The 26,011-nt window shown below is 70.1% G+C and carries 25 protein-coding genes, 1 tRNA gene and 2 pseudogenes; 16 read left to right on the plus strand and 12 right to left on the minus strand.

What is annotated here, in order from left to right:
* The first annotated feature begins 84 nt into the window (after positions 1-84).
* The 5 genes from acs to IEZ11_RS50780 all read left to right on the plus strand — a co-directional run bounded on the left by acs (position 85) and on the right by IEZ11_RS50780 (position 5,588).
* Positions 85-2,043 (plus strand): acetate--CoA ligase, encoded by a 1,959-nt coding sequence (gene acs / locus IEZ11_RS14900; RefSeq protein WP_189263210.1) that lies wholly within the window; start codon positions 85-87, stop codon positions 2,041-2,043.
* A gap of 188 nt (positions 2,044-2,231) precedes the next feature.
* The gene (gene nhaA / locus IEZ11_RS14905) at positions 2,232-3,731 is read left to right on the plus strand and encodes a Na+/H+ antiporter NhaA (protein WP_189263211.1); all 1,500 of its coding nucleotides are present in this window, start codon (positions 2,232-2,234) and stop codon (positions 3,729-3,731) included.
* Between the two features lie 97 nt (positions 3,732-3,828).
* Positions 3,829-4,314, plus strand: coding sequence for a phage holin family protein (locus IEZ11_RS14910; protein WP_189263212.1), 486 nt, complete (start codon positions 3,829-3,831; stop codon positions 4,312-4,314).
* Positions 4,311-5,231 (plus strand): alpha/beta fold hydrolase, encoded by a 921-nt coding sequence (locus IEZ11_RS14915; protein ID WP_189263213.1) that lies wholly within the window; start codon positions 4,311-4,313, stop codon positions 5,229-5,231. The genes IEZ11_RS14910 and IEZ11_RS14915 overlap by 4 nt, the downstream gene beginning before the upstream one ends.
* A 177-nt stretch (positions 5,232-5,408) precedes the next feature.
* A complete protein-coding gene (locus tag IEZ11_RS50780) occupies positions 5,409-5,588 on the plus strand; it encodes a hypothetical protein (RefSeq protein ID WP_229713022.1) in 180 nt (59 codons plus the stop codon).
* Positions 5,589-5,632: 44 nt separating this feature from the next.
* Here IEZ11_RS50780 and IEZ11_RS14920 read toward each other — a convergent pair whose 3' ends face one another.
* From IEZ11_RS14920 to nth, 3 genes are all read right to left on the minus strand, one after another.
* Positions 5,633-6,832: a MarP family serine protease gene (locus IEZ11_RS14920; RefSeq protein ID WP_189263214.1), complete on the minus strand. Its 1,200-nt coding sequence runs from the start codon at positions 6,830-6,832 to the stop codon at positions 5,633-5,635.
* Between the two features lie 13 nt (positions 6,833-6,845).
* Complete coding sequence (locus tag IEZ11_RS14925; RefSeq protein WP_189263215.1) at positions 6,846-7,553, minus strand: NUDIX hydrolase; 708 nt, start codon at positions 7,551-7,553, stop codon at positions 6,846-6,848.
* 97 nt (positions 7,554-7,650) lie between these two features.
* Positions 7,651-8,481 (minus strand): endonuclease III, encoded by an 831-nt coding sequence (gene nth, locus IEZ11_RS14930; protein WP_229713052.1) that lies wholly within the window; start codon positions 8,479-8,481, stop codon positions 7,651-7,653.
* A 354-nt stretch (positions 8,482-8,835) separates the two neighbouring features.
* Between nth and IEZ11_RS14935 the strand changes: the two genes are divergently transcribed.
* Both IEZ11_RS14935 and IEZ11_RS14940 read left to right on the plus strand, forming a co-directional pair.
* Complete coding sequence (locus IEZ11_RS14935) at positions 8,836-9,510, plus strand: Crp/Fnr family transcriptional regulator (RefSeq protein ID WP_018547939.1); 675 nt, start codon at positions 8,836-8,838, stop codon at positions 9,508-9,510.
* 108 nt (positions 9,511-9,618) lie between these two features.
* Positions 9,619-10,449, plus strand: a complete 831-nt coding sequence (locus IEZ11_RS14940; protein WP_189263216.1) for a nucleotidyltransferase domain-containing protein — start codon at positions 9,619-9,621, stop codon at positions 10,447-10,449.
* Here IEZ11_RS14940 and IEZ11_RS14945 read toward each other — a convergent pair.
* The 4 genes from IEZ11_RS14945 to sp36 form a co-directional block, all read right to left on the minus strand.
* Entirely contained in the window at positions 10,446-11,288 is an 843-nt protein-coding gene (locus IEZ11_RS14945) for an MBL fold metallo-hydrolase (RefSeq protein ID WP_189263217.1), read from the minus strand. The two genes, IEZ11_RS14940 and IEZ11_RS14945, sit on opposite strands and share 4 nt — an antisense overlap.
* Before the next feature lie 2 nt (positions 11,289-11,290).
* Positions 11,291-12,166 (minus strand): NUDIX hydrolase, encoded by an 876-nt coding sequence (locus IEZ11_RS14950; protein ID WP_189263218.1) that lies wholly within the window; start codon positions 12,164-12,166, stop codon positions 11,291-11,293.
* 74 nt (positions 12,167-12,240) lie between these two features.
* On the minus strand, positions 12,241-12,705 hold the full coding sequence (locus IEZ11_RS14955) for a RidA family protein (RefSeq protein WP_189263219.1): 465 nt from the start codon (positions 12,703-12,705) through the stop codon (positions 12,241-12,243).
* On the minus strand, positions 12,705-12,863 hold the full coding sequence (gene sp36 / locus IEZ11_RS14960) for a Sp36 family protein (RefSeq protein ID WP_189263220.1): 159 nt from the start codon (positions 12,861-12,863) through the stop codon (positions 12,705-12,707). Before sp36 ends, IEZ11_RS14955 begins: the two co-directional genes overlap by 1 nt.
* A 107-nt stretch (positions 12,864-12,970) precedes the next feature.
* On the opposite strand from sp36, the gene bagA reads away from it, so the two are divergent.
* Positions 12,971-13,948, plus strand: coding sequence for an ATPase BagA (bagA, locus tag IEZ11_RS14965; RefSeq protein WP_189263221.1), 978 nt, complete (start codon positions 12,971-12,973; stop codon positions 13,946-13,948).
* Positions 13,945-15,300, plus strand: coding sequence for an ATPase BagB (bagB, locus tag IEZ11_RS14970; protein WP_189263222.1), 1,356 nt, complete (start codon positions 13,945-13,947; stop codon positions 15,298-15,300). Before bagA ends, bagB begins: the two co-directional genes overlap by 4 nt.
* 14 nt (positions 15,301-15,314) lie before the next feature.
* Here bagB and wblA read toward each other — a convergent pair whose 3' ends face one another.
* Complete coding sequence (gene wblA, locus IEZ11_RS14975; RefSeq protein ID WP_132856581.1) at positions 15,315-15,653, minus strand: transcriptional regulator WblA; 339 nt, start codon at positions 15,651-15,653, stop codon at positions 15,315-15,317.
* 560 nt (positions 15,654-16,213) lie between these two features.
* On the opposite strand from wblA, the gene IEZ11_RS14980 reads away from it, so the two are divergent.
* Positions 16,214-18,481: a transglycosylase domain-containing protein gene (locus IEZ11_RS14980; protein WP_189263223.1), complete on the plus strand. Its 2,268-nt coding sequence runs from the start codon at positions 16,214-16,216 to the stop codon at positions 18,479-18,481.
* A gap of 208 nt (positions 18,482-18,689) precedes the next feature.
* On the opposite strand, the gene IEZ11_RS14985 is transcribed toward IEZ11_RS14980, so the two are convergent.
* Positions 18,690-19,157: a GatB/YqeY domain-containing protein gene (locus IEZ11_RS14985; protein WP_189263224.1), complete on the minus strand. Its 468-nt coding sequence runs from the start codon at positions 19,155-19,157 to the stop codon at positions 18,690-18,692.
* Between the two features lie 138 nt (positions 19,158-19,295).
* Here IEZ11_RS14985 and IEZ11_RS14990 point away from each other — a divergent pair, with 138 nt between their 5' ends.
* From IEZ11_RS14990 to IEZ11_RS15000, 3 genes are all read left to right on the plus strand, one after another.
* Positions 19,296-20,222, plus strand: coding sequence for a metallophosphoesterase (locus IEZ11_RS14990; RefSeq protein WP_189263225.1), 927 nt, complete (start codon positions 19,296-19,298; stop codon positions 20,220-20,222).
* A gap of 185 nt (positions 20,223-20,407) precedes the next feature.
* A complete protein-coding gene (locus IEZ11_RS14995; protein WP_189263226.1) occupies positions 20,408-21,172 on the plus strand; it encodes a Pr6Pr family membrane protein in 765 nt (254 codons plus the stop codon).
* A 74-nt stretch (positions 21,173-21,246) separates the two neighbouring features.
* Positions 21,247-21,320, plus strand: a tRNA-Pro gene (locus tag IEZ11_RS15000).
* A gap of 94 nt (positions 21,321-21,414) precedes the next feature.
* Here IEZ11_RS15000 and IEZ11_RS15005 read toward each other — a convergent pair.
* Positions 21,415-21,680 (minus strand): annotated as a pseudogene (locus IEZ11_RS15005) (site-specific integrase); the annotation flags it as partial.
* A gap of 302 nt (positions 21,681-21,982) precedes the next feature.
* Here IEZ11_RS15005 and IEZ11_RS15010 point away from each other — a divergent pair.
* Positions 21,983-22,398: pseudogene (locus IEZ11_RS15010) on the plus strand (transposase); the annotation flags it as partial.
* 335 nt (positions 22,399-22,733) lie between these two features.
* On the opposite strand, the gene IEZ11_RS15015 reads toward IEZ11_RS15010, so the two are convergent.
* Entirely contained in the window at positions 22,734-23,156 is a 423-nt protein-coding gene (locus IEZ11_RS15015) for a DUF1877 family protein (RefSeq protein WP_229713023.1), read from the minus strand.
* Between the two features lie 310 nt (positions 23,157-23,466).
* Between IEZ11_RS15015 and IEZ11_RS15020 the strand changes: the two genes are divergently transcribed.
* Together IEZ11_RS15020 and IEZ11_RS15025 are read left to right on the plus strand one after the other, a co-directional pair.
* Positions 23,467-23,802, plus strand: a complete 336-nt coding sequence (locus IEZ11_RS15020) for a hypothetical protein (protein WP_189263227.1) — start codon at positions 23,467-23,469, stop codon at positions 23,800-23,802.
* A gap of 216 nt (positions 23,803-24,018) precedes the next feature.
* Positions 24,019-24,939: a phosphorothioated DNA-binding restriction endonuclease gene (locus IEZ11_RS15025; RefSeq protein WP_189263228.1), complete on the plus strand. Its 921-nt coding sequence runs from the start codon at positions 24,019-24,021 to the stop codon at positions 24,937-24,939.
* A 314-nt stretch (positions 24,940-25,253) separates the two neighbouring features.
* On the opposite strand, the gene IEZ11_RS15030 is transcribed toward IEZ11_RS15025, so the two are convergent.
* Positions 25,254-25,793 carry an ATP-binding protein gene (locus IEZ11_RS15030; protein WP_229713053.1) on the minus strand — a complete coding sequence of 180 codons (540 nt, stop codon included), beginning with the start codon at positions 25,791-25,793 and terminating at the stop codon, positions 25,254-25,256.
* Positions 25,794-26,011 lie beyond the last annotated feature (218 nt).

Consider the following 26,011-nt stretch of genomic DNA (forward strand, 5'->3'; position numbering starts at 1 on the left):
ATTGGGCGGCCCTTGTCACCGGGGCCCCAGGTCTGATGAGCTGTGGCCTGGGACACAACGGACACCCTTCGAAAGGGAGATGTCGTGAGCAACGAAAGCCTGGCCAACCTCTTGAGGGAGGAGCGACGCTTCGCGCCGCCCGCTGACCTGGCCGAGAGCGCCAATGTCACGGCCGAGGCGTACGAACAGGCCAAGGCTGACAGGCTCGGCTTCTGGGCCGCACAGGCCCGTCGGCTGGCCTGGGCCAAGGAGCCGACCGAGACGCTGGACTGGTCGAACCCGCCGTTCGCCAAGTGGTTCAAGGACGGCGAGCTCAACGTCGCGTACAACTGCGTGGACCGGCATGTGGAGGCCGGGCACGGCGACCGGGTCGCCATCCACTTCGAGGGCGAGCCCGGCGACAGCCGCGCGATCACCTACGCCGAGCTGAAGGACGAGGTCTCCAAGGCGGCCAACGCCCTGCTGGAGCTGGGCGTTCAGAAGGGCGACCGGGTCGCGGTCTACATGCCGATGATCCCGGAGACGGCGGTCGCGATGCTCGCCTGCGCCCGGATCGGCGCCGCGCACTCGGTGGTCTTCGGCGGCTTCTCGGCGGACGCGCTGGCCACTCGTATCCAGGACGCGGACGCCAAGGTCGTCATCACCTCCGACGGCGGCTACCGACGCGGCAAGCCGTCCGCGCTCAAGCCGGCCGTGGACGAGGCGATCGGCAAGGTGGACAACGTCGAGCACGTGCTGGTCGTCCGGCGCACCGGGCAGGAAGTGGCCTGGGACGACTCGCGGGACGTGTGGTGGCACGAGATCGTCGAGCGGCAGTCGGCCGAGCACACGCCCGAGGCCTTCGAGGCCGAGCACCCGCTGTTCATCCTCTACACGTCCGGTACGACGGGGAAGCCGAAGGGCATCCTGCACACCTCGGGCGGTTACCTCACCCAGGCGTCGTACACGCACTGGGCGGTGTTCGACCTCAAGCCGGAGACGGACGTGTACTGGTGCACGGCCGACGTCGGCTGGGTGACCGGCCACTCGTACATCGTGTACGGGCCGCTGGCCAACGGCGCGACGCAGGTGATGTACGAGGGCACCCCGGACACCCCGCACCAGGGCCGGTTCTGGGAGATCGTGCAGAAGTACGGGGTGACGATCCTGTACACGGCGCCGACGGCGATCCGCACGTTCATGAAGTGGGGCGACGACATCCCCGCGAAGTTCGACCTGAGCAGCCTGCGGGTGCTGGGTTCGGTGGGTGAGCCGATCAACCCCGAGGCCTGGATCTGGTACCGCAAGCACATCGGCGCCGACCGGACGCCGATCGTGGACACCTGGTGGCAGACCGAGACCGGCGCGATGATGATCTCGCCGTTGCCGGGTGTCACGGCGACCAAGCCCGGTTCGGCGCAGACCCCGCTGCCCGGCATCTCGGCGACCGTCGTCGACGACGAGGCCAACGAGGTGCCGAACGGCGGTGGCGGCTACCTGGTGCTGACCGAGCCGTGGCCCTCGATGCTGCGCACGATCTGGGGCGACGACCAGCGGTTCCTGGACACGTACTGGTCGCGGTTCGAGGGCAGGTACTTCGCCGGTGACGGCGCGAAGAAGGACGACGACGGCGACATCTGGCTGCTCGGCCGGGTGGACGACGTGATGCTCGTCTCCGGGCACAACATCTCGACCACCGAGGTGGAGTCGGCGCTGGTGTCCCACCCGTCGGTCGCCGAGGCGGCCGTGGTCGGCGCGGCGGACGAGACGACCGGACAGGCGATCGTCGCCTTCGTGATCCTGCGTGGCACCGCGAACGCGGAGGACGAAGGACTGGTCAACGAGCTCCGCAACCACGTCGGCGCCACGCTCGGCCCGATCGCCAAGCCCAAGCGGGTGCTGCCGGTGGCGGAGCTGCCGAAGACCCGATCCGGCAAGATCATGCGCCGACTGCTGCGCGATGTCGCCGAGAACCGGCAGCTCGGTGACGTGACGACGCTGACCGACTCGACGGTCATGGACCTCATCCAGGCGAAGCTCCCGGCGGCGCCCAGCGAGGACTGAGCCGCCCCCGTGCTCCGAAGGGCGCCCGGCGCGAAACGCGCCGGGCGCCCTTTTTGCGCCTACCGTGATTCTCACCTGACAGCCCCCGCCGCACCTTAGGTAAACTAAACAAAACAGCGTCTCCTCAAGGTGTGCCGGGAAGTCTGGTCGGCAAGTAGCCCGCTCCTGCCCACCGACCGGAGGTCGACGTGTCCGCGCCCCGCACCACCCCCGTCCGGAAGTTTCTCGGGCGGCTCTCGCTGCCCGAGCGGACCATCGTGGCGGACGCGCTGCGGACCGAGACCGTCGGCGGTGTGCTGCTGCTCGTCGCCGCGATAGCCGCGCTGGTCTGGGCGAACATCCCGGCGCTCGGGCACAGCTACGCGAGCGTCGCCGACTTCCACTTCGGCCCGGGGGCCCTCGGCCTGAACCTCTCCGTCGCCCACTGGGCCGCCGACGGCCTGCTCGCGGTCTTCTTCTTCGTCGCCGGCATCGAACTCAAGCGCGAGCTGGTGGCCGGCGACCTGCGGGACCCGAAGGCGGCCGCGCTCCCGGTGGTCGCCGCGCTGTGCGGGATGGCCGTACCGGCGCTCGTCTACACCCTCACCAGCCTCGCCGGCGGCGGCTCCACGCAGGGCTGGGCGGTGCCCACTGCCACCGACATCGCCTTCGCGCTGGCCGTGCTCGCGGTGATCGGCACCTCGCTGCCGAGCGCCCTGCGCGCCTTCCTGCTCACCCTCGCGGTCGTCGACGACCTGTTCGCGATCCTGATCATCGCGATCTTCTTCACCGCCCGGATCGACTTCGCCGCGCTCGGCGGCGCGGTCCTCGGCCTCGCCGTCTTCTGGCTGCTGCTGCGCGCGGGCGTGCGCGGCTGGTACGTGTACGTGCCGCTCGCGGTCGTGGTCTGGGCGCTGATGTACAACAGCGGCGTGCACGCGACCATCGCCGGTGTGGCCATGGGCCTGATGCTGCGCTGCACCACCCGTGAGGGTGAGGAGCACTCCCCGGGCGAGCACGTCGAGCATCTGGTGCGGCCGCTGTCGGCGGGGCTGGCCGTGCCCCTGTTCGCGCTCTTCAGCGCCGGTGTGGTGGTGTCCGGCGGGGCGCTCGGCGACATCTTCACCAGGCCGGAGACGCTCGGGGTCGTCCTCGGCCTGGTCGTCGGCAAGGCGGTCGGGATCTTCGGCGGGACCTGGCTGACCGCCCGTTTCACCCGGGCCTCGCTGAGCGAGGACCTCGAATGGGCCGACGTCTTCGCGGTGGCCTCGCTGGCCGGCATCGGCTTCACCGTCTCGCTGCTCATCGACGAACTCGCGTTCGCCGGCGACGCCGTGCTGACGGACGAGGTCAAGGCCGCCGTGCTCACCGGCTCGCTCATCGCGGCCCTGTGCGCCACGGTGCTGCTGAAGATACGCAACACCCGCTACCGCAGGCTGGTCGAGGCCGAGGAGCGGGACGACGACCTCGACGGAATCCCGGACGTCTACGAGGAGGACAACCCGGCCCATCACCTGCGGATGGCGGAGATCTACGAGCGCAAGGCCGCCGAGCACCGCCGGATCGCCGCGGAGAAGGCCGCCTCCCAAGAGGCCTCCCGAGAGGCTTCCCGAGAGGCTTCCCAGAAGGCCGCCCAGGGGGCCGACGGGCGGGACGCGCCTGCCGAAGTACCGGGCGGGGCAGGCGAGCAGGGCGGCCGTCCGGCATGATCTGACGAGACGGTACAAAAAAGACCGGTGCCACAAGGGGCCGGTGCCGGAGGACCGGCACGCAAAGACGATGACGAAGACGCAGAGGGAGACCGCGATGAGCGCACCCGACGGCAGCCCGGTCGGTGCCGAACGCAGCATCGGCCAGCTGTTCGCCTCGGCCACGGCCGAGATGTCGGAGCTGGTGCACGACGAGATCGCGCTGGCCAAGGCCCAGCTGAAGCAGGACGTCAAGCGGGGCGCGGCGAGCGGCGGCGCGTTCTCGGTGGCGGGTGTGCTGCTGCTGTTCTCCCTGCCGATGCTCAACTTCGCGCTGGCGTACGGTATTCGGACCTGGAGCCACTGGAATCTCGCGATCTGCTTCCTGCTCTCCTTCGCGGCGAACGTCCTGGTGGCCGTCGTCCTCGCGCTGATCGGCGTGGTCTTCGCGAAGAAGGCCAAGAAGAGCAAGGGCCCGCAGAAGGTGGCCGCGTCGATGAAGGAGACGGCGGGCGTCCTCCAGAACGCCAAGCCGCATCCGCGCCCGGAGCTCCCGCGGGACGAGGTGCCGGCCATCGAGGCTGTGGCACGCTCGACGTCATGACGGATCCCGCTCCCTCGGCCGCACGGCCGGAGGGCCCCTGGACACACCGGGACGTCGCCGCGAACGGCGCCCGCTTCCACATCGCCGAGCTCGGCGACGGACCGCTGGTCATGCTGGTGCACGGCTTCCCGCAGTTCTGGTGGACCTGGCGGCACCAGCTGGTCGCGCTCGCCGACGCGGGGTTCCGGGCCGTGGCCATGGACCTGCGCGGCGTCGGCGGCAGCGACCGCACCCCGCGGGGCTACGACCCGGCGAACCTCGCGCTCGACATCACCGGCGTGATCCGCTCCCTGGGCGAGCCGGACGCCGCGCTGGTCGGCCACGACCTGGGCGGCTACCTGGCGTGGACGGCGGCCGCGATGCGCCCCAAGCTGGTCCGACGGCTCGCGGTGGTGTCCATGCCGCACCCGCGGCGCTGGCGCTCGGCGATGCTCCGGGACCGCCGGCAGACCGCCGCCGCCTCCTACATCTGGGGCTTCCAGCGGCCCTGGATCCCGGAGCGGCAGCTCATCGCCGACGACGGCGCGCTGGTCGGCCGGCTGATCCGGGACTGGTCCGGGCCGCGGCTGCCGGACGACGAGGCGGTGGAGACGTACCAGCGGGCCATGTGCATCCCGTCCACCGCGCACTGCTCGATCGAGCCGTACCGCTGGCTGGTGCGCTCGCTGGCGCGCCCGGACGGCATCCAGTTCAACCGCAGGATGAAGCGCCCGGTGCGCGTCCCGACCCTGCATCTGCACGGCTCCCTGGACCCGGTGACCCGTACCCGCAGCGCGGCCGGCTCCGGCGAGTACGTCGAAGCGCCGTACCGCTGGCGGCTGTTCGACGGACTCGGGCACTTCCCGCACGAGGAGGACCCGGTCGCGTTCTCCGCCGAGCTGGTCAACTGGCTCAGGGATCCGGAGCCGGACCGTTGAAAAGGCGTGAGCTGGCCAACTGGCTCAAAGACCCCGAACCCGATCGGTGACCGCGCCGATGCGCCCGGTATCCGGATCTGCACACCTGTTCTACGAACGGCCACATGCCCGGCGCATAGGCCGATTAGGGGGCGCGCGGGAGGTTATCGACCTTGGGGCAGGGGCAGACGTCGGGGTATGGGCTGGACGCACGACTACAGTGACGCACCCCGCAACCGCCGTACGACAGGCGGTCTGAACTCCCACCGAGGAGGTGCCCCGCAGCTGCCGGGAGCCGATCCGAGGGTGGGGATTCCGCGCATCCTGCGGCGCCGGGCCCGCTGGGTCTCGGTCCGCCTGCGCCACACCCGCGGCTGACAGCCCGCTCGGCCCCCGCCGGGCCCCCAGACCTCCGAAGGGGTCTAGAGGGCGCAGCTGTCGGTGCCCACCTGCTGGCTCGCGGTACGGCCCCGGGCGATGTCCGCCTGGATCTCGTCGGCCGTCAGGGCGTACCCGGTGTCGGCGTCGTCCAGTGACTTCGCGAAGACGACCCCGTACACCCTGCCCTCGGGCGTGAGCAGCGGGCCGCCGGAGTTGCCCTGACGGACGGTCGCGTACAGCGAGTAGACGTCACGGCGGACGGTGCCGCGGTGGTAGATGTCGGGGCCGTTGGCGGTGATACGACCGCGCACCCGGGCGGGCCGGACGTCGTACGAGCCGTTCTCCGGGAACCCGGCGACGATCGCGCTGTCGGTCGTCTCGGCGTCCTTCGCGGAGAACTTCAGGACCTTGGCCTGAAGGTCCGGCACGTCCAGTACGGCGATGTCGCGCTGCCAGTCGTAGAGGACGACCTTGGCGTCGTACCTGCGGCCCTCGCCGCCGATCTGGACGGTGGGGTCGTCGACGCCGCCGACCACGTGGGCGTTGGTCATGACGCGGCGGTCGGCGAAGACGAAGCCGGTGCCCTCCAGGATCTTGCCGCAGCTCTGCGCGGTACCCGTCACCTTGACGATGGACTGCTTGGCCGTGGTCGCCACCGCGCTGTTCGCGAGCGCCGGGTCGGGCGGCGAGACATCGGTGATCGGCTCGTTGGCGAACGGGCTGAAGACCTGCGGGAAGCCGTTCTGCGCGAGGACCTTGGAGAAGTCCGCGAACCAGGTGTCGGCCTGGGTGGGCAGTGCTCTGGACACCCCGAGCAGCACCTTGGAGTTGCGCACCTCCTTGCCGAGCGTCGGCAGGGTGGTGCCCGCGAGGGCGGAGCCGATCAGCCAGGCGACCAGCAGCATCGCCACCACGTTGACCAGAGCGCCGCCGGTGGCGTCCAGGGCGCGGGCCGGGGACCAGGTGATGTACCGGCGCAGTTTGTTGCCGAGGTGGGTGGTGAGGGCCTGGCCGACGGAGGCGCAGACGATGACGACGACCACGGCGACGACCGCGGCGGTGGTGCTCACCTCGGCGTTGTCGGTCACCGCGTCCCAGATCACCGGCAGGACGTAGACGGCGACGAGTCCGCCGCCCAGGAAGCCGATCACCGACAGGATGCCGACGACGAACCCCTGGCGGTAGCCGACGATCGCGAACCACACGGCGGCGACCAGCAACAGGATGTCCAGCACATTCACGAACGACACCCTGTCATGACCGCCAGTCGAGCGGGACCAGCTTCTCGCGGTCCCAGGAGCGCTCCCATCCCGCGTAGTGCAGCAGGCGGTCGATCACCCCGGCGGTGAACCCCCACACCAAGGTCGATTCGACCAGAAATGCCGGACCTCGGTGCCCACTTGGGTGCACGGCGGTGGCCCGGTTGGCCGGATTCGTGAGATCCGCCACGGGAACGGTGAAGACCCGCGCCGTCTCGTTGGGATCCACCACCCCCACCGGACTCGGCTCGCGCCACCAGCCCAGCACCGGGGTGACCACGAACTTGCTCACCGGGATGTACAGCCTGGGCAGCACCCCGAACAGCTGGACACCGGCCTGGTCCAGCCCGGTCTCCTCCTCGGCCTCGCGGAGAGCGGCCCGCAGCGGCCCGTCGGCCTTCGGGTCGCCGTCCTCGGGGTCGAGGGCGCCACCGGGGAACGAGGGCTGCCCGGCGTGCGAGCGCAACGAGCCGGCCCGCTCCATCAGCAGCAGCTCGGGGCCCTGCGCGCCCTCGCCGAACAGGATCAGCACGGCCGACTGCCGGCCCGTGCCGTTCTCCGGGGGCAGGAAGCGGCTCAGCTGGAGCGGCTGGACCGTCTCGGCGGCGCGCGCCACCGGGCCGAGCCACTCCGGCAGGCCCTCCCTGCTGAGCGCCACGCCCCCGCGCGGTCCGCCCGTCTGTGCCTTGCTGCTGTGTGTCACGGCATCCCCCGTCCTGCCCCGCTCCCCCGTCCTGCCCGTTCCAACGCCCGACGACTCCTTGATCGTTCCGCCCTTCGCCCCTGAGAAGACCCCTGGGTCATGTCCCTGATACGCCGCCCAGCGGCGGCGCCGGCCGGCCGCCCGCGTCCAGATACGCCTGCGGCGGATTGAGCCGCTGGCCGGGGAAGCCGCCCTTCTCGTACTTGAGCAGCTTCTTCGCCTTCTCCGGGTCCGTCTCGCCCTCCCCGTAGGCTGGGCAGAGCGGAGCGATGGGGCAGGCGCCGCAGGCGGGCTTGCGCGCGTGGCAGATCCGGCGGCCGTGCCAGATCACGTGGTGCGAGAGGTCGGTCCAGTCGCTCTTCGGGAACAGCGCGCCGACGGCCGCCTCGATCTTGTCGGGGTCGGTCTCCGCGGTCCAGCGCCAGCGGCGGACCAGGCGCTGGAAGTGCGTGTCCACGGTGATGCCGGGGCGTCCGAAGGCGTTGCCGAGCACGACGAACGCGGTCTTGCGGCCGACACCGGGCAGCCTGACGAGGTCTTCGAGGCGGCCGGGGACCTCGCCGCCGAACTCCTCCACCAGCCCCTTGGAGAGGCCTATCACCGACTTCGTCTTGGCCCGGAAGAACCCGCACGGCCGCAGGATCTCCTCGACCTCCTCCGGGTTGGCGGCGGCCAGGTCCTCGGGGGTGGGGTACTTCGCGAACAGCGTCGGGGTGGTCTGGTTGACCCTGAGGTCGGTGGTCTGCGCGGACAGCACCGTGGCGACCAGGAGCTGGAAGGGGTTCTCGAAGTCCAGCTCGGGGTGGGCGTACGGATACACCTCGGCGAGCTCCCGGTTGATCCGCCGGGCCCGGCGGACGAGCGCGGTCTGCGACTCGGGCTTGCCGGCAGCGGACTGCGGCTTACCCTCGGCAGCCTTCCCGGGCACTGCGGCCTTCACGGCTTTCCTCGCTTTTGTCGCCTTCTTCGCCGCACCGGAGGCGGTATCGGACCCTTGTTCGCCCACAGCGGAATCACCTCGTACAACCACCCGCCCAGCCCCCTTGGCCTGTGCTCTCACCGGCGATTTGGACACCCGGCCAGCCTAGAGCCCGGCACCGACATCCGCCCCGGACCCGGAAGATCAGCCCCCGATTGGACCCCTGCCGCTTACCTCGGGACACCTGTGCGGCATCCTTGTGACAGATCACACTGTTTGGACCGTCCGGCAAAATGGGGAGCACGGTCCCCTGGTACCAAGGGGGAGCAAGATCCCCTGAGCAGGTCGACAAGGAGAGACTTCGTGGACGACGTTCTGCGGCGCAACCCGCTTTTCGCGGCGCTCGATGACGAGCAGTCCGCGGAGCTGCGTGCCTCCATGAGTGAGGTGACCCTCGCGCGTGGCGACTCCCTGTTCCACGAGGGCGACCCGGGCGACCGGCTGTACGTCGTCACCGAGGGCAAGGTCAAGCTCCACCGCACCTCCCCCGACGGCCGCGAGAACATGCTCGCCGTCGTCGGCCCCGGCGAACTGATCGGCGAGCTGTCGCTGTTCGACCCGGGCCCGCGCACGGCGACCGCGACCGCGCTGACCGAGGTCAAGCTGCTGGGCCTCGGCCACGGCGACCTCCAGCCCTGGCTGAACGCACGCCCCGAGGTGGCCACCGCCCTGCTGCGCGCCGTCGCCCGCCGGCTGCGCAAGACCAACGACGCCATGTCCGACCTGGTCTTCTCCGATGTGCCGGGCCGGGTCGCGCGCGCCCTGCTGGACCTCTCCCGCCGCTTCGGTGTGCAGTCCGAGGAGGGCATCCACGTCGTCCACGACCTCACGCAGGAGGAGCTGGCCCAGCTGGTCGGCGCGTCCCGCGAGACCGTGAACAAGGCGCTGGCGGACTTCGCACAGCGCGGCTGGCTGCGGCTGGAGGCGCGGGCCGTGATCCTGCTGGACGTCGAGCGGCTGGCGAAGCGGTCCCGGTAGGCGCCGGTTTCTGGGGGCTGCCGCCCCCAGGCCCCCCGCATTGCCCCCCCGCATCATCGGCCTCCGGCCTTGTCCTCAAGCGCCGGACGGGCTGATATGTGGTTCCCCATGTCTGAAAGAGCCGCGCCCCGGGGCCTCGACCCCCTGGGCTTCATCGAGCGCGAAGGCTCGTATGCGCGCGTGCCGCCCGTCTTCCGTCCCGTGGTCGCCGCCGCCCGCGACCGGCTCCTGGACGCCTTCGGGGCGCGGCTGGACAGCGCCTACCTCTACGGATCGATCCCGCGCGGCACCGCGCGGGTGGGGCGCAGCGACCTGGATCTGGTCGCCGTCCTGGGCGAGGAACCGACCGGCGCCGACCGGGACACGGCCGGTGCCCTCGGTGAGGCCGTCGACAAGGAGTTCCCGGAGATCGACGGGGTCGGAACCCTGCTCTACTCCCGCGCGCGGGTGCTCAGCGAGCTGGAGCGGTACGACATCGGCTGGTTCGTGGCCTGCCTGTGCACCCCGCTGCTCGGGGAGGACCTCGCCGAGTTCCTGCCCCGCTACCGCCCCGACTCGCTGCTGGCCCGCGAGACCAACGGTGACCTGGCCCGGTACCTGCCGCGCTGGCGAGAGCGGATCGCGGCCGCGGACGGCACCGAGGAGGCCCTGCGGCCCCTGGTGCGCTTCATGTCACGGAACCTCGTCCGCACCGGCTTCACCCTCGTCATGCCCCGCTGGAACGGCTGGACCAGCGATCTGCGGGAGATGGCCGAGGCGTTCGCCGGCTACTACCCGGAGCGGGCCGGCCTGATGCGCCGCGCGGCCGGGTACGGGTACGAGCCGGTCGGCGACCGCGCCGTACTGCGGTCCTACGTGGACGACCTCGGGCCATGGCTCGCCGGCGAGTACGCGCGCGTGCACGGCGTGCGGACACCCCGGCCGGAGGGCTGGGACTAGAACTCCGCCTGGATCAGACCGTGCTCGGTCAGGTAGTCCAGCTGGGCCCGTACCGACAGTTCCGCCGCCGGCCACAGGGAGCGGTCCACGTCGGCGTAGACCCGGGCGACGACCTCGGCGGGGCTGCGGTGGCCGTTCTCGACCGCCGTCTCCACCTGGGCCAGCCGGTGGGCGCGATGGGCCAGGTAGAACTCGACGGCGCCCTGGGCGTCCTCCAGGACGGGTCCATGGCCCGGCAGCACGGTGTGGACGCCGTCGTCGACGGTCAGCGAGCGCAGCCGGCGCAGCGAGTCCAGATAGTCGCCCAGCCGGCCGTCCGGGTGCGCCACGACCGTCGTACCGCGCCCCAGGATGGTGTCGCCGGTCAGGACCGCGCGGTCGGCCGGGAGGTGGAAGCACAGGGAGTCGGCGGTGTGGCCCGGGGTCGGTACGACCCGCAGCTCCAGCCCGCCGGTCGTGATCACGTCACCGGCGGCCAGGCCCTCGTCGCCGAGCCGCAGCGCCGGATCGAGGGCACGCACGCGCGTGCCGGTCAGTTCCGCGAACCGTACGGCGCCCTCGGCGTGGTCCGGGTGGCCGTGGGTCAGGAGGGTGAGCGCGATCCGCCTGCCGGCCTTCTCGGCCGTGTCGACGACGTTCTTGAGGTGGCCGTCGTCCAGCGGACCCGGGTCGATCACCACGGCCAGGTCGGAGTCGGGCTCGGCGACGATCCAGGTGTTGGTGCCGTCCAGGGTCATGACGGAGGCGTTGGGTGCCAGCACGTTGACGGCCCGCGCGGTGGCGGGCCCCGGGAGGACTCCGCCGCGCGGCTGGCCGGGCAGGGCTGCTGCGTCCGTCATGGTCAGGCTCCACCGGTCGTCAGGTCGGTCGGTATGCGCTTTGTGAACTCGGCGTGGCCCGGCCAGGTCAGGACGATCTCGCCGTCCGCCAGGCGGGCGTGGGCCATCACCGGGGTCATGTCCCGCGCGGGCGCCGCCGCGAGCGCCCCGGCGGCGGTGGCGTACGGCGTGAGCTGGCGCAGGGTCGCGATGGTGGGCGGCATCATGAGGAGCTCGCCCTTGTCGTAGCCGGCGGCGGCCTCCGGCGGTCGGATCCACACCGTGCGGTCGGCCTCCGTGGAGGCATTGCGGGTGCGCTGGCCGGCGGGCAGGGCGGCGACGAAGAACCAGGTGTCGTAGCGGCGGCTCTCGAACTCGGGGGTGATCCAGCGCGTCCAGGCACCCAGCAGGTCCGAGCGCAGGACCAGGCCCCGCCGGTCCAGGAACTGGGCGAAGGACAGCTCACGGGCGACCAGGGCCGCGCGGTCGGCCTCCCAGTCGTCCCCGGTGGTGTCACCGACCACGGCGTCCGCGGCAGAACCGGCGAGCAGCACACCGGCTTCCTCGTAGGTCTCCCGCACGGCCGCGCAGACGATCGCCTGGGCGCCCGCCTCGTCGACGCCGAGCCGGTCGGCCCACCACGCGCGCGTGGGGCCCGCCCAGCGGACCTGGTGGTCGTCGTCGCGCGGGTCGACACCGCCGCCCGGATACGCGTACGCGCCTCCGGCGAAGGCCATGGAGGCGCGTCTGCGCAGCATGTGGACGACGGGACCGTCCGGGGTGTCCTTCAGGAGCAGCACGGTGGCCGCCCGCTTCGGGGCCACCGGCACGAGGGTGCCCTCCGCGTGTGCGCGGATACGGTCCGGCCACTCGGGGGGATACCACTGTCCATCCGCCATTACCGGAGGCTATCCCGCGGGGAGCGAATGTTCGAGAGGGGCCTCGGACCCTGTTCGAGAGCGGCCTCGGACGGCTAGGGCTCCAGCTCGACCTGGACCTCGACCTCGACCGGCGCGTCCAGCGGCAGCACCGCGACGCCCACCGCGCTGCGCGCGTGCACGCCCTTGTCGCCGAGGACCTCGCCGAGCAGCTCGCTGGCACCGTTGATCACGCCCGGCTGGCCGGTGAAGTCGGTCGCCGAGGCGACGAAGCCGACGACCTTCACCACGCGCGCGACGCGGTCCAGGTCACCGGCGACGGACTTCACGGCGGCCAGGGCGTTCAGCGCGCAGACGCGGGCCAGCTCCTTGGCCTCCTCCGCGGTGACCTCGGCGCCGACCTTGCCGGTGACCGGAAGCTTGCCGTCCACCATCGGCAGCTGGCCGGAGGTGTAGACGTACACACCGGTCCGCACGGCGGGCTGGTAGGCGGCGAGCGGCGGGACGACCGCCGGCAGCGTGAGACCGAGTTCGGCCAGCTTGGCCTCGACGGCGCCCATTACGGCTTCTCCCGCTTCAGGTAGGCCACGAGCTGCTCGGAGTTGTTGGGCCCGGGCACGACCTGGACGAGCTCCCAGCCGTCCTCGCCCCAGGTGTCCAGAATCTGCTTCGTGACATGGACGAGCAGCGGCACTGTCGCGTATTCCCACTTGGTCATGCGGCCGACTTTATCCGCTGTGACGGACGGGACACGTGGCCCACCGCACGCACGGTTGTCCACAGCCTCCCGCGTGAGTGTCCGGCCGACTGGTTAGTCTCGAAGGCGTGAGCAGGCTCCAGGTCGTCAGCGGCAAGGGCGGGACCGGAAAGACGACGGTCGCCGCCGCACTCGCGCTGGCCCTCGCGACCGAGGGGAAGCGGACGCTTCTCGTGGAGGTCGAGGGCCGGCAGGGCATCGCCCAGCTCTTCGAGACGGAGGCGTTGCCCTACGAAGAGCGGAAAATCGCGGTCGCGCCGGGCGGTGGTGAGGTCTACGCCCTCGCCATCGATCCCGAACTGGCCCTTCTGGACTACCTCCAGATGTTCTACAAACTCGGCGGGGCGGGCCGGGCCCTGAAGAAGCTCGGCGCGATCGACTTCGCCACCACGGTCGCGCCCGGCCTCAGGGACGTCCTGCTGACCGGCAAGGCGTGCGAGGCGGTGCGCAGGAAGGACAAGGCCGGTCGGTTCATCTACGACTACGTCGTCATGGACGCCCCGCCGACCGGCCGCATCACCCGCTTCCTGAACGTCAACGACGAGGTGGCCGGGCTCGCCAAGATCGGCCCGATACACAACCAGGCACAGGCCGTGATGCGGGTGCTGAAGTCCAAGGAGACGGCCGTGCACCTGGTCACGCTCCTGGAGGAGATGCCGGTCCAGGAGACCGCCGACGGCATCGCCGAACTGCACGCCGCGCGGCTGCCGGTGGGCCGTGTCATCGTGAACATGGTCCGGCCGGAGGTGTTGGACGCGGCCGACCTGGAACTCGTACGGAGCGTGCCGCGCACCGCCGTGGCGCAGGCGCTGTCGGCGGCGGGGCTCGGCGGGGCACGGCGCGGCGGGAAGGCCGAGCAGCTGGTGAGCCCGCTGCTCACGCAGGCATCCGAGTACGCCGAGCGGTACGCGCTGGAGCACGAGCAGCGCGCGGTCCTCGCCGAGCTGGACCTTCAGCGGCACGAACTGCCGCTGCTCGCCGAGGGGATGGACCTGGCGGGCCTCTACGAACTCGCCCGCGAACTGCGGAAACAGGGGATGTCATGACTCCGGACCCGGCCGAGGCACAGGACGACGCCCGTCGGCTCTCTCCCGCGCCCGTGCTCGACGTCGACCCGCTGCTCGACGACCCCGACACCCGGATCGTGGTCTGCTGCGGCTCGGGCGGCGTCGGGAAGACCACCACCGCGGCGGCCCTGGGCCTGCGGGCGGCGGAACGCGGCCGCAAGGTGGTGGTGCTGACCATCGACCCGGCCAAGCGGCTCGCGCAGTCCATGGGCATCGACTCGCTGGACAACGTGCCGCGGAAGGTGAAGGGCACCGAGGGCGCCGGCGAACTGCACGCCATGATGCTCGACATGAAGCGCACCTTCGACGAGGTCGTGGAGGCGCACGCGGACGCCGAGCGGGCGGCCGCCATCCTGGCCAACCCGTTCTACCAGTCGCTCTCGGCGGGCTTCGCGGGCACGCAGGAGTACATGGCGATGGAGAAGCTGGGCCAGCTGCGGGCCCGGGACGAGTGGGACCTGATCGTGGTCGACACCCCGCCCTCCCGCTCCGCCCTGGACTTCCTGGACGCGCCGAAACGCCTCGGCTCCTTCCTGGACGGCCGCCTGATCCGCCTCCTCACGGCCCCCGCCAAACTCGGCGGCCGCGCGGGCATGGCTTTCCTGAACGTCGGGATGTCGATGATGACCGGCACCCTGGGCAAACTGCTCGGCGGGCAGCTGCTGAAGGACGTCCAGACGTTCGTGGCCGCGATGGACACGACGTTCGGCGGGTTCCGTACGCGCGCGGACGCGACGTACAAGCTGCTTCAGGCGCCCGGTACGGCGTTCCTGGTGGTGGCGGCTCCGGAGCGGGACGCGCTGCGGGAGGCCGCGTACTTCGTGGAGCGGCTGGCCGCGGAGGACATGCCGCTGGTCGGTCTGGTCCTCAACCGGGTCCACGGCAGCGGCGCCGACCGGCTGTCGGCCGAGCGTGCGCTCACCGCCGCGGAAAATCTTGAAGAGGCCCGCATTGTCGATCAGGGTGGCGGGAAAGCTGGACTTCGTAACTCTCCCGACACGTACGGCAGTTCTGAATCACCCGCGCACGTGCCGTCCGAGTCCCGGCCCGACGAATCCCCCTCGTCAGGCCCTGCGGACACGGCTGACGAATCCCCCTCGTCAGCGACCCCGGACCGCACCGTCGACCAGCTCACCGCAGGCCTGCTGAGGCTGCACGCCGAGCGCATGCAGCTGCTCTCCCGCGAGCAGCGCACACGTGACCGCTTCACCGCGCGCCACCCCGAGGTGGCCGTGGTGCAAGTGGCCGCGCTGCCCGGCGATGTGCACGACCTCTCGGGGCTGCGGGACATCGGCAGCCGACTCGCGGCCGGCCGGCCGGAGCTGCCCTAGCCGAGCTGTGCGGTTCAGCTCACCGCTGCGTAGTTCTCGTACACCTCGTCGCTGTCGAGGGGGACGATCCCGGTCCCCCGCTCGTACTCCGAGCGCGCTGTCTCCAGGAGCCTGCGCCAGGAGGTCACGGTGGGCCGCCTGCGCAGCAGTGCGCGGCGCTCCCGCTCCGTCATGCCTCCCCACACGCCGAACTCGACGCGATTGTCCAGCGCATCGGCCAGGCATTCCGTGCGTACCGGACATCCGGTGCACACCGCCTTGGCCCTGTTCTGCGCTGCTCCTTGAACGAACAGTTCATCCGGATCGGTAGTGCGGCAGGCAGCCTGCGCACTCCAGTCGGTTACCCAGCCCATACCGGCGCCGTCCTCTCCCGAATCGAGGCTCCCCCACGGCGGCAGCGGCATATTCACCGCCGCCAGTTGAGGACGTTACGGAAGGTGGGCACAGCGCAACACCCCCTTCGGGCCCAATCTTGAATGGCCCGAACGGACTATGGGTAAGCGGCAGATCACCCGCGGGAGTGAGCTGGCGACATACGCGATGTTCGCGGCAAACCGGGACAGCTACGGTGCGCCACAACGGACGCCAAGTGACACACGAGGCGGATTCGGACACACCATCAACACATCACCCGAAAAAAAGTGGGCGGGTTCCGAAACGATTCGGGGTCGCCGGACGTATTGATACGTGGCCGCACTGCTGTGACAGTTGAGAGCAGCTTAGGCCAAGGCCTGTACGTGTGTCCGGCGAATGGCAACGTAGACCGTCCATGTCGTCGTGCCGTCAGCCGGAGTCGGCGGTGCGGCCCGCTGTGGGCTGCCGGGTCGCCCTCTATGTCACGATCCGGCACTCGAACATCCCGAGAGCCGCCCGCTCACCCGGAACGGTGAGCACTACGGATTAGGCTGCCCCCATGCCAAAGAAGCGCTCGGGCGGTGGTCTGTCGACCACACAGCAGGCCGCCAAGTTCCTCGGTGTCAGTGTGCTCGCGGGAGCCGTGATGGCGGGCATCGCGCTGCCCGCGGCCGGGGCCCTGGGCCTCGCGGCCAAGGGTTCGGTACAGGGCTTCGACGAGATCCCGGCCAACCTGAAGAGCCCGCAGCTCAGCCAGCGCACCACGATCCTGGACAGCAAGGGCAACCAGATCGCCCAGGTCTACTCCCGTGACCGCACGGTGGTGGACCTCAAGGACATCTCGCCGTACATGCAGAAGGCGATCGTCGCGATCGAGGACTCGCGCTACTACCAGCACGGCGCCATCGACCTGAAGGGCGTGCTGCGGGCGCTGAACAAGAACGCGCAGAGCGGCGGGGTCTCCCAGGGCGCGTCCACGCTCACCCAGCAGCTGGTGAAGAACTACTTCATCGAGGAGGCCGGCGACGACCCGACGAAGGTCGCCGAGGCCACCCAGCAGACGCTCGGCCGCAAGGTCAAGGAGCTGAAGTACGCGATCCAGCTGGAGGAGAAGCTCGGCAAGAAGAAGATCCTCGAGAACTACCTGAACATCACCTTCTTCGGCGAGCAGGCCTACGGCATCGAGGCCGCCTCCCAGCGCTACTTCTCCAAGCACGCCAAGGACCTGAACCTCCAGCAGTCGGCCCTGCTGGCCGGCATCGTGCAGTCGCCGAGCCGCTACGACCCGGTCAACGACGAGGCCGAGGCGACCAAGCGGCGCAACACCGTGCTGGAGCGCATGGCCCAGCTCGGCGACATCTCCCAGGCGGAGGCCGACAAGGCCAAGGCGTCCCCGCTCGGCCTGCACGTCACCCAGCCGAAGAACGGCTGCATCACCGCGGTCAAGGGCGCCGGTTTCTTCTGCAAGTACGTTGAGAACGTCTTCCTCACCGACCCGACCTTCGGCAAGACCAGCGCGGAGCGCGCCAAGCTCTGGAACCAGGGCGGCCTGACCATCCGCACCACCCTGGACCCGCAGGCCCAGGAGTCGGTGCAGTCCTCGCTCAAGGACCACGTCTACAAGTCCGACTCGGTCGCGGCCGCCGCCACCCTGGTCGAGCCCGGCACGGGCAAGATCCTGGGCATGGGCCAGTCGAAGCCGTACGGCTACAACAAGAACGAGACCGAGTACAACTTCTCGGTCGACCGGGACTACGGCGGCTCCAACTACGGCTTCCCGACGGGTTCGACGTTCAAGCCGTTCGTGGCCGCGGCCGCCATCGAGGGCGGCAAGTCGGCGACGCAGGAGTACTCGTCGCCGTACAAGATGAACTACCCGAGCCCCGTCCAGCAGTGCAACGGCAAGCAGTGGGTCAACACGGACGGCGAGCAGGTCCAGAACGAGAACGAGTCCGAGGTCGGCCCGTACCAGATGAAGAAGGCGATGGCGAAGTCCATCAACACCTACTTCGTCCAGCTGATCTCCGACATCGGCCTGTGCCCGGTGGTCAAGATGACCGACTCGCTCCACGTCCACCAGGGCGACGGCTCGAAGCTTCCGGAGACCCCCTCCATCGCCCTCGGCGCGATCGGCCTCTCGCCGCTGACCATGGCGAGCGCGTACGCCGCCTTCGCCGACCGCGGCATGTACTGCACCCCGGTCGCCATCGAGTCGATCACCCAGAAGATCGGCAACGAGCAGAAGTCCCTGGCCGTCCCGAAGTCCACCTGCTCGCGGGCGATGAGCCAGAAGACCGCGGACACGGTCAACACCCTGCTGCGCGGCGTGATCGACTCCGGTACCGGCCAGCAGGCCGGTCTGGACGACCGGGAGAGCGCGGGCAAGACGGGTACGACGGACTCCCGCAAGAACGCCTGGTTCGTCGGCTACACGCCGAACCTCGCGGGCGCGGTCTGGGTCGGCAGCGCCAAGCAGAACATCGAGATGACCAACATCACCATCGGCGGCGTCTACCACTCCGAGGTGTTCGGCGCCGACACCCCGGGCCCGATCTGGAAGGACGCCATGACCGGCGCCCTGGAGGGCAAGCCGTCCGAGTCCTTCAACCTCGTCGACATCCCGGACGAGAACGACAACAGCAAGGGCCACGGGAACGGAAACGGCAACAGCAACGGGGGCGACACCACGGCGGGCCTGATCGGCGGCCTCATCGGCGGCACGGACGACGGCGGCAGCACCCCGACCCCGACCTTCTCCCTCCCCGACGGCTTCATCCAGGGCAACGGGAACGGCGGGAACAACGGCAACGGCGGAAACCGGAACTGACCTCCGGGTACGCCGGCCGTCCGACACGACAGTCGGCGCGACGTCCGACGCGATGTCCGGCGCGACGTCCGACGCGACGTCCGGCGCGACGTCCGACGCGACGTCGACGTCCGGCGGGTACGACGGTTGTTACGACAGTGGGGCCGCACCTCTTCTTCAGAGGTGCGGCCCCACCGTCGTACTGCCGCCCGCGTCGTCCCCCGGACCGTCAGCCCTGGAGCCGCTTCTTCACCGCGGCGGCGACGCGGCCGCCCTCGGCCAGGCCGGCCACCTTCGGGTTCACGATCTTCATCACGGCGCCCATGGCCCGCGGCCCCTCGGCACCCGCCGCCTGCGCCTCCTCGACGGCCGCGGAGACGATCGCCGCCAGCTCCTCGTCGCCGAGCTGCTTCGGCAGGTAGCCGGCGAGGACCTCGCCCTCCGCCTTCTCCCGGTCGGCGCTCTCGGTACGACCGCCCTGGGTGAAGGCCTCGGCCGCCTCCCGGCGCTTCTTCGCCTCCTTGGCGATCACCTTGAGCACCTCGTCGTCGGAGAGCTCGCGCTTCTGCTTGCCGGCGACCTCCTCGTTGGTGATCGCGGCGAGCGTCATACGGAGCGTGGCCGAGCGGAGCTCGTCGCGCGCCTTGATCGCGACGTTGAGGTCGTCCTTCAGCTTCGACTTGAGCGTGGTGGTCATGACACCGATTGTCGCAGGTGCCGCACCCGCCCCGCCCACCGTTTTCTCCGCCCCCTTCCTTCTGGCCTCCACCTCCTCCTGGCCTCCGCCTCCCCCGGCCGGTCTCAACCCCCTCCCCACGTCTGACACGATGGATGTATGCGCGCTCGATACGGAGTACCCCTGGGAATCGCGGCGTTCGGCGCCGCGGGTGTGTTGTACGCGGCCGGCTTCGAGGCCCGGTCCTTCCGCCTGCGCCGGGTGACGGTCCCGGTCCTCCCGCCGGGGATGCGCCCGCTGCGCGTGCTCCAGGTCTCCGACATCCACATGGTCTGCGGCCAGCGCAAGAAGCGGCGCTGGCTCCAGTCGCTGGCGGGCCTGCGCCCGGACTTCGTGCTCAACACGGGCGACAACCTGTCCGACCCGGAGGGCGTCCCGGAGGTCCTGGACGCGCTGGGCCCGTTGATGGAGTTCCCGGGCGCGTACGTCTTCGGTTCCAACGACTACTACGGCCCCAGGCCCCGCAACCCCGCCCGCTACCTGCTGGAGAGGACGAGCGGCAGGCACGGCCTGAACGGCAACCCGCCGGTCGTCGGCGCGATCCACAACCCGTGGGAGGAACTGCGGGACGGTTTCGACGGGGCCGGCTGGCTGAACCTGACGAACACCCGGGGGGTCCTGAAGATCGAGGGCGCCTCGGTGGAGCTGACGGGACTGGACGACCCGCACATCAAGCGCGACCGCTACCCGCAGGTGGCGGGCGGCCCGTCGGGTACGGCCGACTTCTCGATGGGCGTCGTGCACGCCCCGTACCTGCGCGTCCTGGACTCCTTCACGGCCGACGGCTACCCCCTGGTCCTGGCCGGCCACACGCACGGCGGCCAGCTCTGCATCCCGTTCTACGGCGCCCTGGTCACCAACTGCGACCTGGACGCGGACCGGGTGAAGGGGCTGTCCACGCACACGGCGGAGGGCCGTACGTCCTACCTCCACGTCTCGGCGGGCTGCGGCACGAACCGCTACACCCCGGTCCGCTTCGCCTGCCCGCCGGAGGCGACGCTGCTGACGCTGGTGGGACGGGAGTAGCCCGACCGGCCACCGCGCGGGACCATCTCGCGGGGGAGACCACCGCGGGAGACCACCGCGGGGGACCACCGCGGGGGACCACCGATGGGGACCACCGATGGGGACCACCGCGGGGAGACAACGGAATAACCCACCCGGCGTAGACCGACATGCCAGCCATGCCCCTTTCTCCCTACTTTGGGGGCATGACGACGACTCCTCCGATACCCCGGGACATACCCGGTCTCCCCGCGGTCCCGGGCACGCCCGTGCTGCTGCCCGGATACGTTCCGGCGACGGCGGTGGTCGCGCCCGTCCCCCGCCCCGTGACCGCGATCTTCCGCCTCGCGACGGCCGCACTGGCAGCGGCGGGCGTGGCCCTGGAGCTGCTGCTGGGCGACCCGGGCCGGATCATGAGCTACTTCGGAGTCCAGGCGGCGGTGATCCTGACCCTGGTGAGTCTCGCCTCGGCCCGCCGGGCCTGGCAGGCGGGCCGGCCCCTGCCCTCGGCCCTGACCGGGGCGGCACTTCTCTACACGGTGATCTCGGCCCTGGTCTACCACCTGCTCCTGGGCCATACGACGCCCCCGTTCTCGATGACGGGCTCGACGCACCTTCCGGTGGCCTGGCACGGCCAGTGGCTGGCCCTGCAGCTCCTCTACACGGCGGCCCCCGCGGCGGCGCTCCTGGACTGGCTCGTCCTCACACCCCCGGCCCGCCTCCGCCTCCGCCAGACCTCGGCGTGGATGCTGTACCCCCTGGCCTACCTGACCTTCACCCTCATCCGGGCAGGGCTGATCCTCCCCGGCACACCGGGCCGCTACCTCTATCCCTTCCTCGACGCCGAGCAGCACAGCTACCGCGCCACCCTCGCCAACGCGCTCCTGCTGGGCCTCGCGTTCTACGGCCTGGCGGTCCTCCTGGTGGCCCTGGACCACGCCCGCCCGAACCCGGTCGGCCGCCGCCCCTAAACCGGATTTCGTCTCCGGCCACCGGTGGGCTAAAGTAAACGACGTCGCCGCGACAAGCAGCAAAGCAGCGACACCGGGGTGTAGCGCAGCTTGGCAGCGCGCTTCGTTCGGGACGAAGAGGTCGTGGGTTCAAATCCCGCCACCCCGACAGCCGAAACAGATCAGCCACCTGCTCACGTGAGCAGGTGGCTGATCTGTTTTGGGCTGCGTGACTATCTGCGTGACTACCTCCCCCCGAGCCTCTACGACCGCTGCGGATCGGCGCCGAAGGTCCCGTCCATGACCACCGCGCCGGTCTGGATCACGGGCCGGATCTGCTTCCGGTAGACCTCGTCGGTGACGGCAGTCCCCGAGTGCCCGACAAGCCGGGAGATCTCCTCCAGCGACACGCCCCGGTCCGAGGGCAACGACACGAAACCGTGCCGGAGCAGCAGAGGCGTCCACTCGTCCGCATTGGTCCCCTCGATGCCCTGAGCGCCTGGCGGAAGGTTCGGCGGACGTTGGCGGAGAAGCCGCAGCATCGCTCGCCCGATGAGTGCGAGGACGTGTAAACAAGCGGCATGTCACGAAGAACACGAGGGCTGATCGCCTTCGGTGGAATCGCATTGATACTTGGGCTCGCGTCCGCAGCAGGCCGGTGGTGGGCGGGCGCATCCTGGGCCAACGTGATCGCCATGTGCTGCTTCTCAGTGCTGCTCCTTTTGGTCACCGCAGGATTTCAGCGAGTGCGGCGAAAGAGGTAACACGTCGCGCCGAACTCCGCCTTCAGAGCTCCGCGGCGACGGCTTCTGCCATGAGGGCCGGGACACCGAGGCGGGCGCACAGGTCCTGGCCCTGGATGAACAAATCAAGCAGCTCGACCTGCAGATCAGGGATGCCTTCCACATCCGTCCGCAGGCAGCCGTCATCGAATCGGTGCCCGGCATGGGGCCAATCCTGGGAGCCGAGTTCCTCGTTGCTACGCCGGCCATCTCGCTTCCGCCGCAGGCCTGGTCCCGGTCGCCAAAGACTCCGGACGTCGTACCGGCAACCTGCACCGCCCCCAGCGCTACAACCGACGCCTTCGCCGCGTCTTCTGCCTCTCCGCCCAGACCAGCAGCATCCACGACGGCCCCGACCGCGCCAATCATCTCGTCACCCTCGCCCGGCGCCGCGTCGACTTCCTATGGGCCCTCCTACGAGACAACCGCCCCTTCAACCACCACACCACCACGAGCAGCCTCGCAGTTGGCTACCTTGAGCGCTCAACCGACCAAGCAGGTGATCCATGCGTCCCCGCCTTGATCCGCCCACGCCGTGTCCCCGCTGCGGCGCAGCGACAGACCGCGTCCTGACCGTGTTCGACCCCACCACCACTGACGAGCAGGAACTTTTCCGCATCGCGCACAGCAGGACGGAGTCGGTGTCCACTCACCTCACCTGCCTCGACTGCCGCCATGAGTGGGGCTGGGAAGAAGGAACCAGCGCTCCAAAGTGCTGACCCGGTCATGAAGACTCCGCCGACCTATGTCGTACCCCAGGTCTGTCCTGCGGTGAGACACCATGGGACAGAGGGGGCGGTTCATGATCGAACGGGTCGCCAGGTCAAGGGCCCAATGAGTCGCAAACGCCCGCAGCTTCCCAAGCCGAGGTCTCCGCCGTCATGGTCTGTCAGTCCAGCCAGACGAGGATCGCGTCGTCCGCCCTGGCAGCGGCCTCGAAGAACTGTGTGAGGTCGTCGTACCAGGGACGCCCCCCATTCCAGCGAGCCGGGCTCGCCCTCCCCGAGCGGATACACCTCGGCGCTGGTCCGTTCAGCAGGGTCTACCCCACTGATCAGCTGGGCATAGGTGATAGCCCGCAGGGCTTCCGCCGCGAGCCGGACTCGCTCAGACCGCAGGTACCTCGGAGGCCCGTACCTCCAGTCCTCATCCTCGGCAAACGGCTCCTCACCGCGGATCACGTTCACGGGGAACTCGGCGCGCGCCAGCAGGAAGCGGAGCATGTCCCAGGTCAGCGGCCGTGACGCGCAGGTATTCACCGATCATGCTCATGGCCGGAGACTAAGCGAGACCACTGACAACCGCCGTCGGACAGGCCCGTCTCAGTTTCCGTCTCGGTCAGCCCGGTTCACCGGCGTTCAGCCAAGCCCCGGAGGCCGAGCCAAGTCTGGTGACGAGCCGCCGATGAACGCAGGTGAACACACCTGCACGCACCCCGACACCCCACCGCCACAGTTGGAAAGCGCGCACCGTCATGCGGGGCGGTGGACACGGCGCGAGCGCGCTGTCAGAGGCTGGTGGGATGGTGCGGACATGGACACGCTCTTTGATCTCCCCGAACCAGCAGCACCGGAAGAAGCCGTCATCGCCCACTACCGCCTCAGCGACGACGAGTACGGCTCGCGTGCTGAGCGCGAAGCGATCTTCGATGCTGAGCGGGCCATGGCGGCCGCCGTCGAGCAGGCAGGGGTCGGCGAGGTCGACGGGAACGAGTTCGGCGGAGGTGAAGCCGTGCTGTACGCCTACGGGAAGGATGCGGAAGCGCTCTTCAAGGTGATGGAGCCGACCCTCCACGCTGTGCCTTTCAGACCGGCGCACGTGGTGCTGCGCCAAGGAAGCGGGGAGACGGAGTCCCGAGTGGACCTGTGAGCGGTACGGCAACGAAGAACAGCGACCCCAGTGACCGCCGGCGACCGACACCGGCACTCACGATCCTCCCCGCAGTCTGTATGACATCCAATGACCGGTCTCTGCAGAGCTACGGAGCAGAAGGTTGTGAGGGGGGTGGGTGCGGAGCCGTTCGGCATCCCGGGACCCAGTGGTCCGGGGACCACTATCCGGGCAGGCGTCACTACGATCACCGTCATGGACTGGCTGGAGCGGGCCGCGAAGTTGAGGCAGTGGAGTCGGGACGGGGTGCGGGCGCCGCACAAGCCGTTGCTGCTGCTGTACGCGCTGGGCCGGTTTCAGGCGGATGCCGCGGACGAGTTGCCGTACAGCGCGGTGGAGGCGGATCTGAAGCAGCTGCTGGTGGAGTACGGTCCGCCGCGCGGGACCACGCCCGCCTATCCCTTCCACCATCTGGTCAGCGACGGGGTGTGGGAGGTGCGGACCGAGCGCGGAGTCGGCAGTCCGGGTACCGGGGTGCGGGAACTGCGGGCCAGCCGGGCCACCGGGCGGCTGGCCCCGGACCTTCGGGTGGCGCTCCAGCGGGAACCGTCGCTGCTGGTCCGCATGGCAAGAGTGCTGTTGGATTTGCACTTCCCGGCGTCACTGCACCAGGACCTGTGCGACGCGGTGGGTCTGGAACTGGAGCTGGCGGAGACCGATGCTCTGGCGGCGCCCGGGAGGCGGCAGCGGGACCGGCGGATGCGGGAGATGGTGCTGACCGCGTACGAGTACCAGTGCGCCTTCTGCGGCTACGACGGCATGATCGACTCGGCGCCCGTCGGGCTGGAGGCCGCGCATGTGCGCTGGTGGGCGTTCGACGGCCCGGACGAGGTCGACAACGGGCTGTGCCTGTGCTCGCTGCACCACAAACTCTTCGACAAGGGCGTCCTCGGCATAGGCGACGGCCACCGCGTCCTGGTCTCGCAGCAGTTCATCGGCCGCAGCCAGGCTGCCCGCGAGCAGGTCACCGCGCTCACCGGCCGTCCGCTCATGGGCCCTCAACCCGGACTGCCGCCCATCGCGGCAGCCCACCGCTCCTGGCACACGAGCCAGGTCTTCCGGGGCTCCCCGCGCTCCGGGCCGCCTGAGCTCAATCGCACCGGCGTGTCCGCCTGATTGCGGGGCTGCCAGGCTGTCGTCAAGGCGGCATGGATTGGCTGCAGTCGCTCGTCCAGGGAAACAGTGGCAGGGCGGGACCTTCGAACTCCGTTCGGCTCGGACGACCGGAGCATCGCCGCCGATGAGGCGTTCACGAACCGGCAGGCACAGTGGCGAGCGGTGACAGCCGGCATCGCCGAGCACGTACGACGCCTGATCCGCGCGGACTTCGATGTGGAGGACCTGGAAGCTCCCCGCCGGAACGTGGAAGTCCACGCTCTCCCGCAAGATCGAGGGAGAGCCGAGGGCTCGTGAACAGTGGCCCGCGGTGGTCATGACGCGCCGTGATCGTCTCGGTGGGGTGAGGTGGGTCCGCCCGTGAGGGGCGCGCCGCGTTCGCCGTGGCGGCTCGTGCCTGCGGGTGGGGTGGTGGGCACGTCCGCCCACACCGTCTTGCCCAACGGGTGACGCGGCGCCGAACCCCAGCACACGGCCAGGGCGTCCACCAAGAGCAGCCCTCGGCCCGACTCGCCCTCGGGAACCGACGAGGGCGGGGTCGTGGGGATCCGTTTCGCGCACGCCGCGTCCGAGACCTCGACGCGGACCAGGCACGCCGCCGTGTCGAGAGCGAGTCGGAGGCCGAAGTCACGTCCGGGCACCCGGCCGTGTCGCACGGCGTTCGCGGCGAGTTCGGCGACCACGAGGGCGACCGCGTACGACGCGTCCGAGGCCGGCGGGTACCCCCACTCCTCCATGCGTCGTACGGCAATCCGGCGGGCCAGCCGCGCGCCTCGGGGAGAGGGCGCGAACTGCGCGACGAGAGGCGGAAGTGCGCTCGGTACGCCGGTGAGGGCACCCGGCTCCGCGGCCAGGGGCGAGGTGCCACGCCCGGGTTCGTCCGCCGGGACGGTCGTTTCTGTCAGCACGGCGTGTTCCGTCCTTCTCCGTCGAGCAGGGGGATGTCGCACGATGTGCGCGATCCACTACGTTCCGCGCTCAAGAATCGTCCGGCCGCCCTACGCTCAACAGGTGACGCAGCCTTACTTTTCGCCCCGTAAGGAACGGAAGTGACGCTTTGGCCAATGGAATT

Source organism: Streptomyces fuscichromogenes, from assembly GCF_014645815.1.
Classification (GTDB): Bacteria; Actinomycetota; Actinomycetes; order Streptomycetales; family Streptomycetaceae; genus Streptomyces; species Streptomyces fuscichromogenes.

What these genes read in the sequence shown, in the direction of transcription:
- IEZ11_RS14910 (WP_189263212.1), top strand. Translation starts at nt 3,829, where the DNA reads ATGAGCGCACCCGACGGCAGCCCGGTCGGTGCCGAACGCAGCATCGGC.
- IEZ11_RS14915 (WP_189263213.1), top strand. Translation starts at nt 4,311, where the DNA reads ATGACGGATCCCGCTCCCTCGGCCGCACGGCCGGAGGGCCCCTGGACA.
- IEZ11_RS50780 (WP_229713022.1), top strand. Translation starts at nt 5,409, where the DNA reads ATGGGCTGGACGCACGACTACAGTGACGCACCCCGCAACCGCCGTACG.
- IEZ11_RS14940 (WP_189263216.1), top strand. Translation starts at nt 9,619, where the DNA reads ATGTCTGAAAGAGCCGCGCCCCGGGGCCTCGACCCCCTGGGCTTCATC.
- IEZ11_RS14945 (WP_189263217.1), bottom strand. Translation starts at nt 11,288, where the DNA reads ATGACGGACGCAGCAGCCCTGCCCGGCCAGCCGCGCGGCGGAGTCCTC.
- IEZ11_RS14950 (WP_189263218.1), bottom strand. Translation starts at nt 12,166, where the DNA reads ATGGCGGATGGACAGTGGTATCCCCCCGAGTGGCCGGACCGTATCCGC.
- IEZ11_RS14955 (WP_189263219.1), bottom strand. Translation starts at nt 12,705, where the DNA reads ATGGGCGCCGTCGAGGCCAAGCTGGCCGAACTCGGTCTCACGCTGCCG.
- sp36 (WP_189263220.1), bottom strand. Translation starts at nt 12,863, where the DNA reads ATGACCAAGTGGGAATACGCGACAGTGCCGCTGCTCGTCCATGTCACG.
- bagB (WP_189263222.1), top strand. Translation starts at nt 13,945, where the DNA reads ATGACTCCGGACCCGGCCGAGGCACAGGACGACGCCCGTCGGCTCTCT.
- wblA (WP_132856581.1), bottom strand. Translation starts at nt 15,653, where the DNA reads ATGGGCTGGGTAACCGACTGGAGTGCGCAGGCTGCCTGCCGCACTACC.
- IEZ11_RS14980 (WP_189263223.1), top strand. Translation starts at nt 16,214, where the DNA reads ATGCCAAAGAAGCGCTCGGGCGGTGGTCTGTCGACCACACAGCAGGCC.
- IEZ11_RS14985 (WP_189263224.1), bottom strand. Translation starts at nt 19,157, where the DNA reads ATGACCACCACGCTCAAGTCGAAGCTGAAGGACGACCTCAACGTCGCG.
- IEZ11_RS14990 (WP_189263225.1), top strand. Translation starts at nt 19,296, where the DNA reads ATGCGCGCTCGATACGGAGTACCCCTGGGAATCGCGGCGTTCGGCGCC.
- IEZ11_RS14995 (WP_189263226.1), top strand. Translation starts at nt 20,408, where the DNA reads ATGACGACGACTCCTCCGATACCCCGGGACATACCCGGTCTCCCCGCG.
- IEZ11_RS15015 (WP_229713023.1), bottom strand. Translation starts at nt 23,156, where the DNA reads ATGCTCCGCTTCCTGCTGGCGCGCGCCGAGTTCCCCGTGAACGTGATC.
- IEZ11_RS15020 (WP_189263227.1), top strand. Translation starts at nt 23,467, where the DNA reads ATGGACACGCTCTTTGATCTCCCCGAACCAGCAGCACCGGAAGAAGCC.
- IEZ11_RS15025 (WP_189263228.1), top strand. Translation starts at nt 24,019, where the DNA reads ATGGACTGGCTGGAGCGGGCCGCGAAGTTGAGGCAGTGGAGTCGGGAC.